20 protein-coding genes and 2 pseudogenes are annotated in these 16,170 nt (G+C 59.9%); 16 read left to right on the top strand and 6 right to left on the bottom strand.

What is annotated here, in order from left to right:
• Positions 1–59: 59 nt before the first annotated feature.
• Both AC1DYF_RS02690 and AC1DYF_RS02685 read right to left on the bottom strand, forming a co-directional pair.
• Complete coding sequence (locus AC1DYF_RS02690; RefSeq protein WP_477874961.1) at positions 60–2,618, bottom strand: ABC transporter permease; 2,559 nt, start codon at positions 2,616–2,618, stop codon at positions 60–62.
• On the bottom strand, positions 2,615–3,295 hold the full coding sequence (locus AC1DYF_RS02685) for an ABC transporter ATP-binding protein (RefSeq protein ID WP_477874959.1): 681 nt from the start codon (positions 3,293–3,295) through the stop codon (positions 2,615–2,617). Before AC1DYF_RS02685 ends, AC1DYF_RS02690 begins: the two co-directional genes overlap by 4 nt.
• Before the next feature lie 60 nt (positions 3,296–3,355).
• On the opposite strand from AC1DYF_RS02685, the gene AC1DYF_RS02680 reads away from it, so the two are divergent.
• Positions 3,356–3,988 (top strand): arylesterase, encoded by a 633-nt coding sequence (locus AC1DYF_RS02680; protein WP_477875135.1) that lies wholly within the window; start codon positions 3,356–3,358, stop codon positions 3,986–3,988.
• 99 nt (positions 3,989–4,087) lie between these two features.
• Complete coding sequence (thpR, locus tag AC1DYF_RS02675) at positions 4,088–4,666, top strand: RNA 2',3'-cyclic phosphodiesterase (RefSeq protein ID WP_477874957.1); 579 nt, start codon at positions 4,088–4,090, stop codon at positions 4,664–4,666.
• Positions 4,667–5,192: 526 nt separating this feature from the next.
• Here the strand turns inward: thpR and AC1DYF_RS02670 are convergent.
• A complete protein-coding gene (locus tag AC1DYF_RS02670) occupies positions 5,193–5,651 on the bottom strand; it encodes a nuclear transport factor 2 family protein (RefSeq protein WP_477874955.1) in 459 nt (152 codons plus the stop codon).
• A 390-nt stretch (positions 5,652–6,041) separates the two neighbouring features.
• Here AC1DYF_RS02670 and AC1DYF_RS02665 point away from each other — a divergent pair.
• Both AC1DYF_RS02665 and AC1DYF_RS02660 read left to right on the top strand, forming a co-directional pair.
• A pseudogene (locus AC1DYF_RS02665) lies at positions 6,042–6,224 on the top strand (thiolase family protein); the annotation flags it as partial.
• Positions 6,225–6,519: 295 nt separating this feature from the next.
• Positions 6,520–6,906 (top strand): hypothetical protein, encoded by a 387-nt coding sequence (locus tag AC1DYF_RS02660; RefSeq protein WP_477874953.1) that lies wholly within the window; start codon positions 6,520–6,522, stop codon positions 6,904–6,906.
• Here the strand turns inward: AC1DYF_RS02660 and AC1DYF_RS02655 are convergent, their stop codons facing one another.
• Positions 6,907–7,377, bottom strand: coding sequence for a low molecular weight protein-tyrosine-phosphatase (locus AC1DYF_RS02655; RefSeq protein ID WP_477874951.1), 471 nt, complete (start codon positions 7,375–7,377; stop codon positions 6,907–6,909).
• 30 nt (positions 7,378–7,407) lie between these two features.
• Between AC1DYF_RS02655 and AC1DYF_RS02650 the strand changes: the two genes are divergently transcribed.
• From AC1DYF_RS02650 to AC1DYF_RS02595, 12 genes and pseudogenes are all read left to right on the top strand, one after another.
• Positions 7,408–7,707 (top strand): 4a-hydroxytetrahydrobiopterin dehydratase, encoded by a 300-nt coding sequence (locus AC1DYF_RS02650; RefSeq protein ID WP_477874949.1) that lies wholly within the window; start codon positions 7,408–7,410, stop codon positions 7,705–7,707.
• Between the two features lie 110 nt (positions 7,708–7,817).
• The gene (locus tag AC1DYF_RS02645; protein ID WP_477874947.1) at positions 7,818–8,198 is read left to right on the top strand and encodes a YkvA family protein; all 381 of its coding nucleotides are present in this window, start codon (positions 7,818–7,820) and stop codon (positions 8,196–8,198) included.
• Positions 8,199–8,456: 258 nt separating this feature from the next.
• Complete coding sequence (locus AC1DYF_RS02640) at positions 8,457–9,014, top strand: invasion associated locus B family protein (protein ID WP_477874945.1); 558 nt, start codon at positions 8,457–8,459, stop codon at positions 9,012–9,014.
• 233 nt (positions 9,015–9,247) lie between these two features.
• Positions 9,248–10,420 carry a dual-specificity RNA methyltransferase RlmN gene (gene rlmN, locus AC1DYF_RS02635; RefSeq protein WP_477875133.1) on the top strand — a complete coding sequence of 391 codons (1,173 nt, stop codon included), beginning with the start codon at positions 9,248–9,250 and terminating at the stop codon, positions 10,418–10,420.
• A 33-nt stretch (positions 10,421–10,453) separates the two neighbouring features.
• Positions 10,454–10,714: a type II toxin-antitoxin system HicA family toxin gene (locus AC1DYF_RS02630; protein ID WP_477874943.1), complete on the top strand. Its 261-nt coding sequence runs from the start codon at positions 10,454–10,456 to the stop codon at positions 10,712–10,714.
• Between the two features lie 2 nt (positions 10,715–10,716).
• Positions 10,717–11,043 (top strand): type II toxin-antitoxin system HicB family antitoxin, encoded by a 327-nt coding sequence (locus AC1DYF_RS02625; protein WP_477875131.1) that lies wholly within the window; start codon positions 10,717–10,719, stop codon positions 11,041–11,043.
• Positions 11,044–11,048: 5 nt separating this feature from the next.
• Positions 11,049–11,189, top strand: a pseudogene (locus AC1DYF_RS02620) (ABC transporter ATP-binding protein); the annotation flags it as partial.
• An 81-nt stretch (positions 11,190–11,270) separates the two neighbouring features.
• Positions 11,271–11,897, top strand: coding sequence for a DUF1287 domain-containing protein (locus AC1DYF_RS02615; RefSeq protein WP_477874941.1), 627 nt, complete (start codon positions 11,271–11,273; stop codon positions 11,895–11,897).
• 93 nt (positions 11,898–11,990) lie between these two features.
• Positions 11,991–12,377, top strand: a complete 387-nt coding sequence (locus tag AC1DYF_RS02610; RefSeq protein ID WP_477874939.1) for an MAPEG family protein — start codon at positions 11,991–11,993, stop codon at positions 12,375–12,377.
• Between the two features lie 96 nt (positions 12,378–12,473).
• Complete coding sequence (locus AC1DYF_RS02605; RefSeq protein WP_477874937.1) at positions 12,474–12,827, top strand: YciI family protein; 354 nt, start codon at positions 12,474–12,476, stop codon at positions 12,825–12,827.
• Positions 12,827–14,092 (top strand): RNA polymerase sigma factor, encoded by a 1,266-nt coding sequence (locus AC1DYF_RS02600; RefSeq protein WP_477874935.1) that lies wholly within the window; start codon positions 12,827–12,829, stop codon positions 14,090–14,092. The genes AC1DYF_RS02605 and AC1DYF_RS02600 overlap by 1 nt, the downstream gene beginning before the upstream one ends.
• Before the next feature lie 29 nt (positions 14,093–14,121).
• The gene (locus AC1DYF_RS02595; protein WP_477874933.1) at positions 14,122–14,526 is read left to right on the top strand and encodes a VOC family protein; all 405 of its coding nucleotides are present in this window, start codon (positions 14,122–14,124) and stop codon (positions 14,524–14,526) included.
• A 3-nt stretch (positions 14,527–14,529) separates the two neighbouring features.
• Here the strand turns inward: AC1DYF_RS02595 and AC1DYF_RS02590 are convergent, their stop codons facing one another.
• The gene (locus AC1DYF_RS02590) at positions 14,530–15,171 is read right to left on the bottom strand and encodes a LysE family translocator (protein ID WP_477874931.1); all 642 of its coding nucleotides are present in this window, start codon (positions 15,169–15,171) and stop codon (positions 14,530–14,532) included.
• Positions 15,171–16,034 (bottom strand): SDR family NAD(P)-dependent oxidoreductase, encoded by an 864-nt coding sequence (locus tag AC1DYF_RS02585; protein ID WP_477874929.1) that lies wholly within the window; start codon positions 16,032–16,034, stop codon positions 15,171–15,173. Before AC1DYF_RS02585 ends, AC1DYF_RS02590 begins: the two co-directional genes overlap by 1 nt.
• Positions 16,035–16,170: the final 136 nt, after the last annotated feature.

Below are 16,170 nucleotides of genomic sequence, written 5' to 3'. Positions count from 1 at the left end.
TGACAAAACGGTCATGTTTTGCTTCCCATGATTGAAATCCTAAGTCGACACTACCAAATTCAAAGCTCGCGCAGGATCGGCGCCGCTTTCTGCCCCAGCACCGACCATGTTCCGATCAGGCCCGTGCCGGCCGTCACCAAAAGCGCGATGACGAGCGTCGACAGCGCCGTGCCCGGCAGGAAGGTGAAGGGGAACTCCATGATCTCGGTGACCACATACCAGGATGCGGCGGTGGCAGCGATCAACGCGAAGACCGAGGCGGAGAGCGCCAGCAGGAAATATTCATAAAGATAGGCGCGCATCAGCATCGTGCGCCGGGCGCCCAGCGTTTTGAGCACGACGGCATCGTGGATGCGGGCACGGTTACCCGCCGCGATCGCGCCTGAAAGCACGAGAACGGAAACCACAAGCGCGATCGAGGCGGCGGCACGCACAGCCACGGCAAGCTGCGCCACCAGGTCTGCGGCAATGTCCAGCGCATCCTTGACCCGGATCGAGGTCACGGCCGGATAGGCATCGGTGACCTTCTTCATCACCGCCTGCTCGACTGTATTGCTGGCGCCGGGGTCGGTGAGCGTCGCCAGCCAAGCATGCGGCGCCCCGCGGAACGTGTTGGGCGAGAAGACCATGACGAAATTGATCGACATCGACCGCCATTCGACCTCGCGCAGATTGGCGATCCGGGCGATGATATTGCGGCCGAGCACGTTGACGGTCACGGTGTCGCCAACCTTGAGGCCGAGTTGATGACCTTCCTCGGCGGAGAAGGATACCAGCGGCTCGCCGCTATAGTCCTTCGGCCACCACTTGCCTTCCGCCAGCTTGGAATTTTCCGGCACCGCGTCGGCATAGGTGATGCCGCGGTCGCCCTGCAGCACCCAGCGCGCCTCCTGCGGCACGGTCTTCTTCGTCACATCGACATTGTTGAAGGCGAGAATGCGGCCGCGCAGCATCGGCACTTCCTCGATCTTGCCGCCCGGCGCGGTGGCCTGCACCAGCGAGCGGAAACCGTCGACATCACGGCTCTGGATATCGATGAAAAAGAAGTTCGGCGCCTTCTCGCTCATCGCACCGACGAGATTGCCGCGCAAATTGCCCTCGACCAGTGCCAGCGCGGCAAGCAGAGTCAGCCCAAGCCCAAGCGACAGCACGACCGACGCCGTCAACGCGCCCGGCCGATGGATATTGCCGATGGCGAGCCTCAGCGCTGGCGACGTGACTTTCGGAGCCCGCCGCGCAATCGCCGACACGCCGTAGGCCACCAACCGCAGCACGATGAAGGCCCCGGCCGTGGCCAGCAGGAAGCTCGAAGCAATGAACTTGTCCTCGGATGAGACGATCGCCAGCGCCGCGATCATGGCAAGCACGATGGCCGCGGCGGCATAGTAGCGCCACGGCACCCGGCGCCAACCGTCATAGCTCTGCGAACGGAAGAGTTCGCTTGCCCGCACCAGCCGCGCCCGTCCGAGCGGCAGGATGGAAAATGCGATCGTCGTCAACAAGCCAAAGGCGGCAGCGACGGCAAGCGCCTTGGGGTAGAAGGGGAACCCGGACGGAATGGGAAGGAAATCCTTGAGGAAATAGCCTGCCACCGGCGTGATCACTGCACCGAGGACCAGCCCCGCAAGGATGGCGATTGCGGCGATCGAGATGATCTGGATCATATAGATGGTGGCGATCAGGTGCCCCGGCGCGCCAAGGCTCTTGAACGTGGCGATCACCTGCCGCTTCTGGTCGAGAAAGGCATTGACGGCATTGGCGACGCCGACCCCGCCGGCGGCCAGCGCCGCCAGCCCCACCAGTGTCAGAAACTCCGAGAAACGACGAATATTGTCCGACAGCGCCGGTGCCGCATTGCCGGCGCCGCGGATTGCCCAGCCGGCCTCGGGGAATTTTGCGTCGGCTTCCTTGCGGATCGCCTTGAGCTTGCGCGAGGGATCGTCGAGCTTGACGCGGTAATCATGTTCGACAAGGCTGCCTGGTTGGATAAGACCGGTCTTGAAAAGAGCTTCGCGGGAAATCATCAGCCGTGGTGCGAACAGAAAGCCTTCCGAGAGTTGATCGGGCTCGTTCACCACCGTGCCGCGAATGGCGAAGGTCAAATCACCAACAAGGATCGTGTCGCCGACCTTGATGCCCAATCGATCCAGCAGCGACGGCTGGACCACCGCGCCATAGACGCCATTTTGCGGTTGGAGCAGGTCGGATAGCGACCTGTTGGGATCCGCGGCAAAGCGGCCGAAGAGCGGATAGGCATTGTCGACCGCCTTCAGTTCGGCCAGTGCCTGGTTCTGCTTGTCGCCGCGCCGGACCATGGAGCGGAGATTGCTCGACACGGACACCTGGCCAAGGCTCTTGAGATAGGCCAGTTCGTCGGCATTGGCTTCGCGGTGTTTCAGATCGAATCGGATGTCGGCGGCGAGGATTTCCTTGCCGCGCGAGGTGATCGCATCGGTCATCGACCGCGCCACCGAATTCACCCCGGCAATTGCCGCCGTCCCCAGCAAGATGCAGAGCATGAAGATGTAGAAACCGCGCAAGCCGCCGCGCATCTCGCGCAGGGCAAGACGGAGGGCGAGCGGCAGGCTGGCGAGAAAAGTGTGTGCCGAGACCATCATGCACCGGGATCGATGATCTCGCCGGAGCGGATGCGGATTTGACGGTCGCAACGCGCGGCAAGCGTCGCATCATGCGTGACGAGCAGCAGTGTCATGCCGCGCTCGGCCTGCTCGGAGAACAAGAGGTCCGCAATCTGCTTGCCGGTTTCCGTGTCGAGATTGCCGGTGGGCTCGTCGGCGATCAGCAGTTTTGGCGCGGGCGCCAACGCCCGCGCGATTGCCACCCGCTGCTGCTCGCCGCCGGAAAGCTGGCCGGGATAGTGCTCAAGCCGTTCGCCGAGACCGACCGCCTGCAATTCTCGCCGCGCGATGGCGAAGGCATCGCGATCGCCGGCGAGTTCCAGCGGCACGGCGACATTTTCCAGCGCCGTCATGTTGGGAATGAGGTGAAACGATTGAAAGACGATGCCGATATTGCGGCCGCGAAAGGCGGCCAGCGTGTCCTCGTCGGCATTGTGCAACGGTTCGCCGGAAATGACGATCTCGCCGGCGTCGAGCCGTTCGAGGCCGGCCAGGACCATCAGCAGCGTCGATTTGCCGGAGCCGGACGGACCGGTAATGCCGTTGGACGTCGCTTTTTCGATGGAAAGATTGAGTTTCTTCAGGACATGCACGGCATTGGCCGCGGCGCCGAGCGTGAGGTCGGCATTTTTGAGCTCGATTATGGTTTCACCCACGCCTTCGGTTCCTATATTCAAATTCAAGCCACGCCCCGGAGCGAACTTAGGAGAGGCCGCATGACATTTAAAGTTCTCGCAGGCGCAATAATGGCGGCCGCGCTGTTTTTAATGGCAACTGCGGCCGAAGCGAGGACGCTCACCCTCGTCGGCTTCGGTGATTCTCTGATGGCAGGCTATGAACTCGCCCCCGAGGAAGCCTTTCCCGCCCGGCTCGAAAAGCTGATGAAGGACAAGGGTTACGACGTGGCGATCACCAATGCCGGCGTCTCCGGCGACACCAGCGCCGACGGGCTGGCACGCATCGACTGGTCTGTGCCGGATGGCACCGACGGCGTGATCCTCGAGCTCGGCGCCAACGACGCACTGCGCGGCCTCTCGCCGGCGGACACGCGCAAGAATCTCGAGGCCGCCATTCAGCGCCTGCAGGAGCGAAAAATCCCAGTTCTGCTGGTCGGTATCCTCGCGCCGCCGAACATGGGCAGCGATTACGAGAAAGCATTCAACCCGATTTATAAGGACCTCGCAGCCAAGTACAACCTGCCGCTCTATCCGTTTTTYCTTGATGGTGTCGTGTTGAAGACTGATTCGCAGCTCAAGGACGGGATGCATCCAAACGCCGAGGGAACGAAAATCATGGCGGCAAAATTCCTTTCGACCGCCGAAGCTTTCGTGAAAATGATCAAAATGTGAATTTTTTGTGCGTTACTTCAGAATTACGATTTTGTCGTTGCGCCATCGGCGAATCGATGATTCGTTAGTCAAGTAGATTTTATTCGAGGAGGCTCGTTTATGCCGAGATTGTTCACCGCCCTCGAAATCCCGCAAAGTGCAGCGATGAGTCTGTCACTCCTGCGGGGCGGCGTACCGGGTGCCCGCTGGATCGACAGGGAGAGTTTTCACATCACCCTGCGGTTCATCGGCGACATCGATCACCGCACGGCCGATGAAGTCATAGCTGGGTTCGACAGGGTCCGCCGGCAGCAATTCGACATAAAACTCTCCTCCACTGGCGTCTTTGGCAGCAAGAAACCGCACAGCATCTGGGCCGGCGTGCAGCCCACCGCCCCTTTGATGGCACTGCAGTCCGATCTCGAACGCATCTGCCAGCGCATCGGCCTGCCGGCGGAAAGCCGCAAGTTCACTCCGCATGTGACGCTGGCGCGGTTGAAGAATGCGCGCATCGACGACGTCATGCACTATCTCTCCGGACGCGGCGATTTCTCCGCCGGCCCGTTCACGGTCTCGCGCTTCGTGCTGATGTCGTCGCGCGACTCGGTCGGCGGCGGCCCCTATGTGGTGGAGGAAGCCTATCCGCTCGACGTGCCGCTGACGCCAAAATCCTTCGCTGTCAGCGAATTGAGGCCCTAAGGGCATGACCGCTTTGGTCCACTACGTATTGGCGATCTTTGCGAGTGTCATAGGCTTTACTGCAGAGTAGTGCTTGTCTGGCTGGTGAGAAGAACTGGAACCTGGGTGCAATCGCCAACTTGGCCGGTTGTCACGATAGAGCGCTGGGGACGATCGAACAGACCGGCAGCATTTGGGTTTTGGTCTTCCTTCCATCTCTGGGATGTCGCGGTGCCGAACCTTGGATTCCTTTCCAACGTCCACCCGTTGGTGGATGCGAACTATGGCCCCGTCGATCAATAGGTACTTCCTTTCCCGGTCGGCCTAGAGTGTGTCGAAGACACGCTCCCTTATTCCGGCACGGCACCAGTGGCCGAAACGCCGATGGACCTTTTCCATTTGCCGCAACGCTCCGGCAGGTCAAGCTCAACAACGATCACGAAGGCTTTTGAGCCGAGCTTGGCTGAGGAGAGATGCCACTCAGTCTCGGCCGTCAAATAACAGGATGTCGTCTACGCCGGCGGTTTCCGCTTGGCCTTTGCTTACTTTACATCCCAGGAACGAACATCGGGTTGCCGCTTTTCGTTTGGGCGGCTGGGACTTCCTCTTGAAGCACATCCCAGTGCTCGACGATCTTGCCTTTTTCAACGCGGAACATATCGACCGCGATCATCGGTTTGGGCCCAAAACCTGTGTATCGGCCGCGCACCATAACAATATTGCTATAGGCGGCAACCGCACCCATTTCATATTTGAAGCCGGGCGGTGGGTTAGACGCAAATCCTTGGATGACCTCCCTGCCGCTGGGGAACATGGGGTTGTGCTGGATATATTTTGGGCTCCAGTATTTGTCGACAACCGCCGGATCATGATCGATGAAAAGACCGGTAACAGCCTTTATGACCAGTTCCCTGTTTTCAGCAGGACCCGCTTGTGCCGCGCCTGTGAGGCCTATGACGGCGACAACCACAGATGCCCCAGCGCATACAAAGTTCTTCAAAAACATGAGTTCTCCAATTCAGAAGGGCATTGATACGTAGCAATTCTTGGTTTCATCGCATAGCGAGGATGAAGTCCACAAATGCGCAGACCATTAGTAAGGACTTGGCTGTCTCATTGGAAGGAGGCAGTTTTTTGTAGCTTGGTCACATGCCGGGAACCATGTGCAGTGGAGGTGCCTCCAGGATCAGCTCCGGGTGTTCGCTGACACCGTTGGTGGTGTGCTGGCATTCTTCCTGCAACTTGAGAGCCTACTGACATGGAAAATTGCGGAAACCTAACACGAGCAGATGCTCTAGAAGAAAGTGGGTGAGACCAATTTCTACCTCATCAAAAGCAATAATTGGGGGAGCGCTGTGTTGGCGTCAAACCAAAGCGTTTGCGCGCAATAGAGTGATTGTTGGCGGATTCGTTTTGTCTGAAGGGCATGCCCGCCACTGAACTCGGCGCACGCGTTGTGCGGGAGGTGCCGCAGCGCGCCGGGCTTTCCGGCGACAAAATTGGCACCGTGGTCATGGGCGACGTTATCCAGGCGGGCAACCGGATGAATCCGGCAAGGCAAGCTTCGGTCGGCGGCGGCCCCTATGTGGTGGAGGAAGCCTATCCGCTCGACGTGCCGTTGGCGCCGAAATCCTTCGCTGTCAGCGAATTGAGGCCCTGATCCTATCTGCCGGAAGCGGGAAGCGGTTTCGGGACAAAGACAGGCTCCAAAAACGAGGAATTTAAGCGCGCAGAGCGATTGCGACGCGCTTAAGCGATCCAGCACCACCTGGTGTCCGTAGACATACTATCGCGTATCGGCGGGATCGCATGCTTTACAAGCAAGCGGCAAAATCCGATAAGCGAGGTGTGGTGACGGATATAAGCGTGGGTCAATGAAGAAAGTTCTCCCTTGCGCGCTCCTGCTATTGGCAGGATGCGCCAGGCAGCCGGGTGATATTGTCGCGGTGTCGGTTCCAACCGATTCCTATACACAGATGCGCTGCCAGGATCTCGCGACGCAGAAGGCGGACAAGCAGCAACAGCTTGACGCGCTCTCCGACAAGCAGGCCGAAGTCGCCAATCGCGATGCAGCCTGGATGGCGATGGTGCATGTGCCGGTCGCGTCCATGACACAGGGCGACAATGCCGATGAAATCGGGCGGCTGAAAGGCGAGGTCAGCGCCATCGATCAGGCCTATCAGTCCAAGGGCTGCACCACCCAGGTTGAGACGCCAATCGACAAAAAGCCCAAGATGGATAGCGAGCCCAGGAAGAAGTAGTCAGCGGCCGAACAGGATCGACAGCAGACGGTCACAGCCCTGCGACAGCATCTGGTAGACCGTCTCGAAATCGCCTTCGTCGCCGTAATACGGATCCGGCACGTCGCGCTTCTGGCCGCTGACGAAATCCATGAACAGGTGGATGTCGGCGACCGAATCATGCGGTGCGATCTTGACGAGATCACGCAGGTTGCTGCGGTCCATGGCGAAGATCATGTCGAAATCATTGAAATCGACGGTCCGCACCTTTCGCGCCCTGAGGCCTGAAATATCGATTCCGTGCCTATGTGCCACCGCAATCGAGCGCGGGTCGGGCGCATCACCGTGATGCCATCCGCCGGTGCCGGCCGAATCAGCCTCGACCAGCCCGCCAAGGCCCAGCACCTCCGCCTTTGTCCGCAAGATCGCCTCACTCAGAGGCGAACGGCAAATATTGCCGAGACAAACAAACAGAATTCGCCTTTTATCCATGATAGACTGCCACGAAAAGGGAGACGGGCGATGAATCGAGAGAGACTTAGCAATAGTGAGATCGAGGCCATGCTACAAGCGTTGGGCGGCTGGACGCTCAGCGAGGACGGACTGGCAATCAAGAAAAGCTTTAAGTTTGCCAGCTTCATCCAGGCCTTCGGCTTCATGGCCGAATGCGCCATATTTGCCGAAAAGATCGACCATCATCCGGAATGGTTCAATGTCTACCGCACCGTCGATGTGACGCTCACCACCCATTCGGCCAAGGGACTAAGCCAGCTCGACGTCGATTTCGCCGCTTTCATGGAGCGTGCCGCGAGCCACCATTGAATCCGGCAAAACCTTCACCATATCGCTACCTCGGGTGTGTCGCATCTACTTGGAGCAGGTCTGCTGGCTCCAGACGGATTGCGATCCGCTTTGGGTCGATGAGGACTGAGATGGACGACGTCAAACACGGTGAAATCCTGCTGCCCGGCGAGGAAGCCGACACCGAGAAGAAGGCGAAGAAGGTCAAAGCCGGCTTCTGGCCGGTGTTCAAGCGCGCCGTCAGGCAAATCCCCTTTGCCCGTGACGTCGTGGCTGCCTTCTATTGCGCACTGGATCCCGCGACGCCCACGCGCGTCCGGGCGATCCTGCTCGGCGCGCTTGCCTATTTCATCCTGCCTTTCGACGCGATTCCGGACATGCTGGCAGTGGTCGGTTTCACCGACGATATTGCCATTCTGGGCGCCGCAATCGCCGCCGTGCGCGGCCACATGCGCGTGGAGCATTATGAAAGGGCTGACAAAGCTCTCGCCGAGGAATCCAAGGGCGGCTGAGTACAAGTGTCTCAGTGGAGAGACCGCCCTGCCCAATTCTTGCCCCAATCTTTGCCTCTGTGAGCAACAGTTTATGATCGGTCGCGAAACCTTCAGGCGCGGTCTGTCGTATCTCATCTCGATTGTTCCGGTTCGGAACAATATTCAGGCAGTTGGGGCCGGTAATTGACGGTTTGGTAACCTGAATTAAGTCACAATAAATGCAAAAAGTGGTGCACTGTCTAGCGTGCCGGCCTCGAGTAAAATCGGAAGGAAATCATGTTCGCGAAAAAACTGGCTGCCGCCCTTCTGGCCGTCATGGCTGTTGCCTCATTCACCGATGCCGCGTCTGCGGCCAAAAAGATCAAGAAAGAGCCCGTACAGGCGTCTACTCCGGCTCCGACCCGCATCGAGCAGTTCCAGGCCTGGGGCGCTTATTTCTACAAGAACAGTACCGGCAAGGTTTGCTATGTCTTGACGGTGCCGGATCCGAAGCAGTCGACCCCGGCGAAGGTCGATCATGGCGACGTCTTCTTCCTGGTGACGCAACGTCCCGGCCAGAACATTTCCTATGAGCCGCAGGCCATGGTCGGCTATGACCTGCAGCCCGGCTCGAAGGTGACGGTCACGGTCGACAACAAGCCTTTCACCATGTTCACCAAGGGCCGCTCCGCTTGGCTCGAAAACGCAGCCGAAGAGCCGGCACTGGTCGCCGCCTTGCGTTCCGGTCACCAGATGACCATGGGCGCCGTCTCCGGCAAGGGCACCAAGACCGGCTATGTCTTCTCGCTGAAAGGCATTTCGGCCGCGCTGAAGAAAATTGAGCGGTGCCAGTAAAGGCATCCGCTTCCACACTGATTTCGAGGCCGGGCTTGCCCGGCCTTTGCATTTTATGGTTCAGGGATGACTCCGCCGCAAAACAGTGGTAAAGGGCGCCCAATTTCCCCATATCCAGGGACTTGCCGCGACCGGAAATTGTTCGGCGATGCGCGGCGCATAGGAATTCAGACATGACTGCAATGGAAGCATTGAGCCCGGCCGCTCAGAAATCCCCGGCCGTTTCGCCGGCGATGTTCGAAAACCGCCCGTCGCTGATCGGCCTGACGCGCGAGGAAGTCGCCGAGGCGCTGGTCGAAAAAGGCGTGCCCGAACGCCAGGTGAAGATGCGCGTCCAACAGATCTGGCACTGGCTCTATATCCGCGGCATTTCCGATTTCGATGACATGCTCAATGTCTCCAAGGATCTGCGCACGCTGCTCAAGACCCATTTCACCATTGCCCGGCCGGAAATCGTCGAGGAACAGATTTCCAATGACGGCACCCGCAAATGGCTGCTCCGCTTCCCGCCGCGTGGTGCCGGCCGGCCGGTCGAGGTCGAGACCGTTTATATTCCCGAAGAGGGCCGCGGCACGCTTTGCGTCTCCTCTCAGGTCGGCTGTTCGCTCACCTGCGATTTCTGTCATACCGGCACACAGCGCCTGGTTCGCAATCTGACGTCGGAGGAAATCCTCTCCCAGCTGCTGCTCGCCCGCGATCGGCTGGGCGATTTCCCCGACAAGGAAACGCCGGCTGGCGCCATCGTCCCCGCCGAGGGCCGCAAGGTCTCCAATATGGTGATGATGGGCATGGGCGAGCCGCTCTACAATTTCGACAACGTCAAGACGGCGCTGCTGATCGCCTCGGACGGTGACGGCCTGTCGCTTTCCAAGCGCCGCATCACGCTCTCCACGTCCGGCGTCGTGCCGGAAATCTACCGCACCGGTTCGGAGACCGGGGTCATGCTGGCCATTTCGCTGCATGCCGTGCGCGATGATCTGCGCGACAAGCTGGTGCCGATCAACAAAAAGTTTCCGCTCAAGGAATTGATGGAGGCCTGCCGCGCCTATCCGAGCCTGTCGAATGCCCGTCGCATCACCTTCGAATATGTGATGCTCAAGGGTGTCAACGACAGCCTCGACGACGCCCGGGAATTGACCAAGCTTCTGAGGGGCGTGCCAGCCAAGATCAACCTCATCCCCTTCAACCCCTGGCCGGGCTCGAAATATGAATGCTCCGACTGGGAGACGATCGAGGCCTTCGCCGATTTCATCAACCAGGCCGGCTATGCCTCGCCGATCCGCACCCCGCGCGGCCGCGACATCCTCGCCGCCTGCGGCCAGCTGAAATCGGAATCCGAGCGCATGCGCAAGACCGACCGCCTTGCCTTCGAAGCGATGATGATCGCCAACCACGGCGAAGATTGAAACTTCCTCGATGATATCATAGATTGATACTGCATGGAGCTGAGTGGCAAACACGGGGCGACGTTGTTGGCGATCTTCGCTGATCCCGTGCGATCGAACATAGCTTGGCGGGATATAGAATTGCTTTTCCTGGCATGCGGCGGTGAAATCGTGGAAGGGCAAGGCTCTCGAATACGAGTCGCGCTGAATGGCGTACGCGCAGTGTTCCATCGGCCGCATCCGCAGAAGGAAACAGACAAAGGCGCAGTGAAATCGGTGCGACGGTTCCTGCTCGAAGCGGAGGTAAAACCGTGAATATGATGCACTACAAAGGCTATGAGGCCATCATCGAATTCGATGAGGAGGCCGAGATTTTCCACGGCGAAATCATCAATCTCCGCGATGTCATCACGTTCCAGGGCAATTCCGCACAGGAACTGAAATCCGCCATGGCGGACTCGATCGAAGACTACCTGGCATTTTGCGCCGAGCGTGGTGAGGAACCGGAAAAGCCATATTCCGGCCAGTTCGTCATCCGCACCGAGCCAACTCTGCACCGCGCCTTGTCTGCCGCAGCCAGACGAGAAGGGGTCAGCCTCAACAAGTGGGTAACGAAAACCTTGGAACGAGCTGTCGCGAATTAGCCAACGGCACCCGCACCATCATGCTGCATGGCGGTGAGATCATGCTCGATGTCGGCAGCGACAACCGCAAGAACATGCAGGTCGAGGATCTGATCACCATGTTCCGCAAGATAAGCGGCCAGACGCTGGAGACAATGCATCGCTGATCGGCTGACGTCTGAGTTCAGCGCCCACAATTTGCCTGTTTCACATAGGACGATCTTCATATCCGGAGCGGAGACCTTGCCATGCTTTYGCGTCGATTTCTTCTTGTAGGCGGATCGGCCGCGGCCGCTATCGGCCTGTTCTCGGCGTTCAGACGTCCAGCCTCCGCCGGAACATTGCCTGCGGAACCCTGGGCGGGAAAGCTGATCGCTGCGGCACAAACGCAGATCGGCGTGACGCTGCTCTATGACGCCTCCTATACCCGGATATCCTATCCAGGCGGCGATGTGCCTCGCTTCCGCGGTGTCTGTACCGACGTGATCGTCCGCGCCTATCGCGACGGCCTGAACATCGACCTGCAGCGCCTCGTACACGAGGACATGCTGCGCGCCTTCTCCGCCTATCCGAAGACCTGGGGACTAAGCCACGCCGACAGCAATATCGACCATCGCCGCGTGCCCAACCTACAGACCTACCTGAAGCGCCACGGCGCCCAACTGCCGGTGCCGGACGATGCTCTCGGCTACGCACCCGGCGATATCGTGACGCAGATGCTGCCGGGGGGCAGGCCGCATATCCTCATCGTCTCCAATCTGCTGAGCGAGGACGGCGGACGGCCGCTGATGATCCATAATATCGGCTGGGGCGCGCGCCTGGAGGATGCACTCTTCGGCTATCCGATCACCGGTCGTTACCGCTTTTCGGGCTGAACTTCCCTCACCGATTATTTTTCCGGTCCCATGTCGATCCGCGCGAAAGCCGTTCGTTACCGCGTTGCATCGTCAACACGGGGGAGTAGACCCATGGCCTTTCATGTCACAGCGCTTTACGCATCGATCCTGGCGATCGCCGGCATCGTCCTTTCCATCATTGTCTCGACCAAGCGCGGCAAAGTCGGCGTCGCGATCCTCGACGGCGGCAATGCCGATCTGGCCGTCTGGATGCGGCGGCACGGCAATTTCGTCGAATATGTGCCCTTCACCCTGTTCATGATGGCGCTTGCCGAAGCCGCCGGCATGCCGTCGAAATGGGTGCATGTCATCGGCATCGTGCTGCTCATCTCGCGCCTCATCCATCCCATCGGGCTCAATGCGACATATCCGGCCAATCCGCTGCGGGTCCTGGGTGCCGTCGGCACGCATCTTTGCGTCCTTGCCTGCGTGGTTTTCCTGCTATGGTCGCTCTACTGAAATTTTTCTGCGGCTGATGTCGATTTCGAAAACTTCGTTCGTCACCCTTTCACTCGACGGCAAGGCCGGGCGGGTCAAACAACAGAGGAGACCGAAATGAAATATATCGCTTTAATCTACATGGATTCCGCAAACCCGGTCCTGCCGGAGACGGCGGAATTCGGCAAAATGATGGGCGGCTACCAGAACGCCACCGACACCTATAAGAACGACGGTGTCTGGGTGGCGGGCGATGCCCTGCAGTCGGTGACCACCGCAACGACCGTGCGCGTCCGCGGCGGCAAGACCGAGACGATGGACGGTCCCTTCGCCGAGACCAAGGAACAGCTCGGCGGCTTCTATATTCTCGACTGCGCCAATCTCGACGATGCGATCAAATATGCGTCGCTCATTCCGCATGCGGCCAATGGCTCCGTCGAGCTTCGCCCGATCATGGTGTTCGATCACTGATGCATGACGTTGGCGAGAAGGCGTCCGTTGCCAAGGCGATCGATCGTATCGCGCGCCTCGATGGCGGGCGCCTTCTCTCCAGTCTCGTCGGCACGATCCGCAATTTCCAGCTGGCCGAGGACAGTCTGCAGGATGCGCTGGAATCGGCCCTGATCCATTGGAACCGCAACGGCTTGCCGGCCGCGCCGAATGCCTGGCTGATGCAGACCGCCAAGCGCAAGGCGATCGACCGCTTGCGCCGCTCGGCCAATTTCCGTTCGAAATCGGGCGAGATCGCGCATCTTATCGAAATGGAAAATGCCTCCGTCATGGACGACGACCCCGACCCGTTCGGCGATGAGCGGCTGAAGCTGGTCTTCACCTGCTGCCATCCCGCGCTCGACAGCAAGACCTGCGTGGCACTGACCCTGCGCTCCGTCTGCGGCTTGAAGACCGAAGAAATCGCCGATGCCTTTCTCGACGGCCATGACGCCATGGCCCAGCRCCTGGTTCGCGCCCGCCACAAGATCGCCGCCGCCGGCATCGCCTATGAAGTTCCCGGTCCGGACGGTTGGGCGGAACGGCTCGAAAGCGTGCTCGCTGTCGTCTATCTGATCTTCAACGAAGGTTACGCGTCGGGCGGTGACAACCACATTCGTAGCGACCTTTGTGAAGAAGCGATCCGGCTCGGGCGGCTCCTGACGCAGCTCCGCCCCAATGAAGGCGAGATCGAAGGCCTGCTGGCGCTGATGCTGCTGCATCACGCGCGGCGCAATGCCCGGCTGGGTGCGAAGGGCGAAATCCTGTCGCTGGAAGACCAGGACCGATCGCTTTGGCAGAAGGGTGAAATCGCCGAAGGGATCGCCATTCTCGAACGCGCGCTCCGGCATGGCCGGCCGGGTCCCTACCAGCTGCAAGCTGCGATCATCGCCGTGCATGCAGAAGCGCCAAGTTTCGCCGAAACGAACTGGGCTGAGATCGCGCTGCTCTATCGCGAGCTGGCGCGCACCGCCAACAATCCGGTCTATGAGCTCAACCGCATCGTCGCCCTCTCCTATGTCGAGGGACCGAACGCGGCGCTGGCTTTGCTGCAACCGATTGCCCAGGCGCTGGTGCAATACCAGCCCTTCTATGCGGTGCAGGCCGATCTCCTGGCCCGCACGGGGCAGGCCGATGCCGCAAGGCTCGCCTACCAGACCGCCATCCGCCTGTCGCAATCCGATGCAGAGCGGCAGTTCCTCACGCGGAAGATGGAAATGCTTGGCTCAGCGGCGACTTCCGCCTAAGCTGCGCGCTCGGAGCAGTGGAGGCACCTATGCCGAGTCCGTCCGTTTCAACCGCCTTGAAGCCGATCCTGATTTCGGCGGAGCCGCAGCTCTTCGTCGGCGACATCAGCCTATCGATCGATTTCTACACGAAGACGCTCGGCTTCGACGTGATTTTCGCCTATGGCGAGCCACCCTTCTATGCTCAGGTTGGCCGGGATGGCGCACGGCTCAATCTGCGCCATGTCGACGGCGCCGTCTTCGACGCCGGTTTCCGCAAACGGGAAGAGGACGCGCTGAGCGCCGCGATCACCGTCAACGATGCCAAGGCGCTTTATGAAGAGTTTCGCACCGCCGATGCGCCGTTCCATCAGCACCTGCGCCGCGAGCCGTGGGGATCGGATACGTTCATCGTCCGCGATCCCGACGGCAATCTTCTGGCTTTCGCCAGTTGACGCCTACCGCGCCTGCGTCATCCAGATCTTGACCGCAAACAGCGAGAACACGCCGGCGAAGGTGTAATCGATGCCGCGCAGGACACTGCGGTTCCGCTGCAGCCAGCCGGACAGCCACTGGGCCGTCAGTACGACGAGAATGTTGACGGGCATGCCGATGACGATGAACCAGAGGCCGAGGAAGATCAGCTTGCCGGTCACATGCGGATCGCCGGCATGGACGAATTGCGGCAGGAAGGTCATGAAGAAGATGATGACCTTGGGATTGAGCAGGTTGACACCCAACCCTGTCAAGAAATTCTTGCGCGCGCCGTTGGACGGGCCGGCAGCGCGCTTCACCGACAAGCTGGAACCCTTGCGGATCGCCTGAATGGCGAGCCAGACGAGATAACCGGCGCCGCCCGTTTTCAGCACCATGAACGCCGTGGGCGAAGCGACAATCAGCGCCGACACGCCGAACGCCACCAGCATGGTGTGCACCACGACGCCGCATGTGGTGCCGAGGACGACCCACATGGCGCCGAGCCGGCCATCGGCGAGCGCCCGGCTGATCGAAATCGTCATATCCGGGCCGGGCGTGATCGCGAGAATCCAGCCCATCACCGTGAACGTGGCGATGGTGGCGAAATCGGGCAGGAACGTCATTATTTCAGGTCCTTGGCGAGAAATTCCTTGAATGCCTCGGCATAGTCAGGATGCCAGCGCGACAGCGGCGGCCTGTTTTCGATAATGTCGTGCGCGGCCCAATAGATACGCTTTTCGTCGAGCGAACGCGGCACGTCATTGTCCGGGCAGAGGATATAGAAATCGCCGAGAGAGAGTGAGTCCATCATGAACTCGATCGTCTGTTCCGGCGTCCAGGCGGCGGCGGGCTTCTCAGTCCGTCCACCCGTCGTCAGTCCTGTGAAGACGAAGCCGGGGATCAGCAGATGCGCCGAGACGGCGCTGCCGGGCGTGTTGCGCAATTCGTGCTGCAGCGCTTCGGTGAAGACTTTCACGCCGGCCTTGGCGGTGTTGTAGGCCGGGTCGCCGGGCGGTGTGGTGATGCCCTGCTTGGAACCGGTATTGATGATCACAGCCGTCTCGCCATGCGCCAGCATTTTCGGCCCAAAGGTGCGCGAACCGTAGATCACGCCCCAGAGATTCACGTGGAACACTTTTTCCCAATTCTCGAGCGGCCCGAATATCGAGCTTCCCGGACCGATACCGGCATTGTTCATCAGCACATGCACTTTGCCGAAGCGCTTTTCGGTGTCCTCTGCCATGATTTCGATGTCAGCCAGATTGGCGACATCCGTCGGGATGCCGATAATGGCATCGGCGCCGCGTGGAGACAGCGCCATCACCGCCTTTTCCGCCTCTTCCAGCCGATCACTGCCAAGGTCGGCGAGCACGACATTGAGGCCCAGCCTGGCAAAACTCTTCGCCGCGGCAAGGCCGATGCCGGAGGCGGCGCCGGTGATGACGGCGGTATTGCCGGATTTGAACACGGGATGGAAATCTGACATGGGTCGCTCCTGCTGGATTGCCAGTTCGCTGGGGGCCGGAACAGAGGCTTTCACCTATAGCCGGTATTCATTTCACGATTAAACCAAGCGCAACGTCACTTCCATCCCTTCCAAAGACAATTCCGAAAGCTTGCTG

Source organism: Rhizobium sp. P2_G9, assembly GCF_056403475.1.
Note: the sequence above shows the minus strand (reverse complement) of the source record. Positions and strands in the feature narration are given on the sequence as shown.

Bases quoted from the DNA above. Each gene is read 5' to 3' on its own strand.
- AC1DYF_RS02640 (WP_477874945.1), top strand. From the start codon at position 8,457: ATGTTCGCGAAAAAACTGGCTGCCGCCCTTCTGGCCGTCATGGCTGTT.
- AC1DYF_RS02605 (WP_477874937.1), top strand. From the start codon at position 12,474: ATGAAATATATCGCTTTAATCTACATGGATTCCGCAAACCCGGTCCTG.
- AC1DYF_RS02630 (WP_477874943.1), top strand. From the start codon at position 10,454: ATGGAGCTGAGTGGCAAACACGGGGCGACGTTGTTGGCGATCTTCGCT.
- AC1DYF_RS02625 (WP_477875131.1), top strand. From the start codon at position 10,717: ATGATGCACTACAAAGGCTATGAGGCCATCATCGAATTCGATGAGGAG.
- AC1DYF_RS02645 (WP_477874947.1), top strand. From the start codon at position 7,818: ATGGACGACGTCAAACACGGTGAAATCCTGCTGCCCGGCGAGGAAGCC.
- AC1DYF_RS02655 (WP_477874951.1), bottom strand. From the start codon at position 7,377: ATGGATAAAAGGCGAATTCTGTTTGTTTGTCTCGGCAATATTTGCCGT.
- AC1DYF_RS02690 (WP_477874961.1), bottom strand. From the start codon at position 2,618: ATGATGGTCTCGGCACACACTTTTCTCGCCAGCCTGCCGCTCGCCCTC.
- AC1DYF_RS02610 (WP_477874939.1), top strand. From the start codon at position 11,991: ATGGCCTTTCATGTCACAGCGCTTTACGCATCGATCCTGGCGATCGCC.
- AC1DYF_RS02650 (WP_477874949.1), top strand. From the start codon at position 7,408: ATGAATCGAGAGAGACTTAGCAATAGTGAGATCGAGGCCATGCTACAA.
- AC1DYF_RS02590 (WP_477874931.1), bottom strand. From the start codon at position 15,171: ATGACGTTCCTGCCCGATTTCGCCACCATCGCCACGTTCACGGTGATG.
- AC1DYF_RS02670 (WP_477874955.1), bottom strand. From the start codon at position 5,651: ATGTTTTTGAAGAACTTTGTATGCGCTGGGGCATCTGTGGTTGTCGCC.
- AC1DYF_RS02660 (WP_477874953.1), top strand. From the start codon at position 6,520: ATGAAGAAAGTTCTCCCTTGCGCGCTCCTGCTATTGGCAGGATGCGCC.
- rlmN (WP_477875133.1), top strand. From the start codon at position 9,248: ATGTTCGAAAACCGCCCGTCGCTGATCGGCCTGACGCGCGAGGAAGTC.
- AC1DYF_RS02595 (WP_477874933.1), top strand. From the start codon at position 14,122: ATGCCGAGTCCGTCCGTTTCAACCGCCTTGAAGCCGATCCTGATTTCG.
- thpR (WP_477874957.1), top strand. From the start codon at position 4,088: ATGCCGAGATTGTTCACCGCCCTCGAAATCCCGCAAAGTGCAGCGATG.
- AC1DYF_RS02585 (WP_477874929.1), bottom strand. From the start codon at position 16,034: ATGTCAGATTTCCATCCCGTGTTCAAATCCGGCAATACCGCCGTCATC.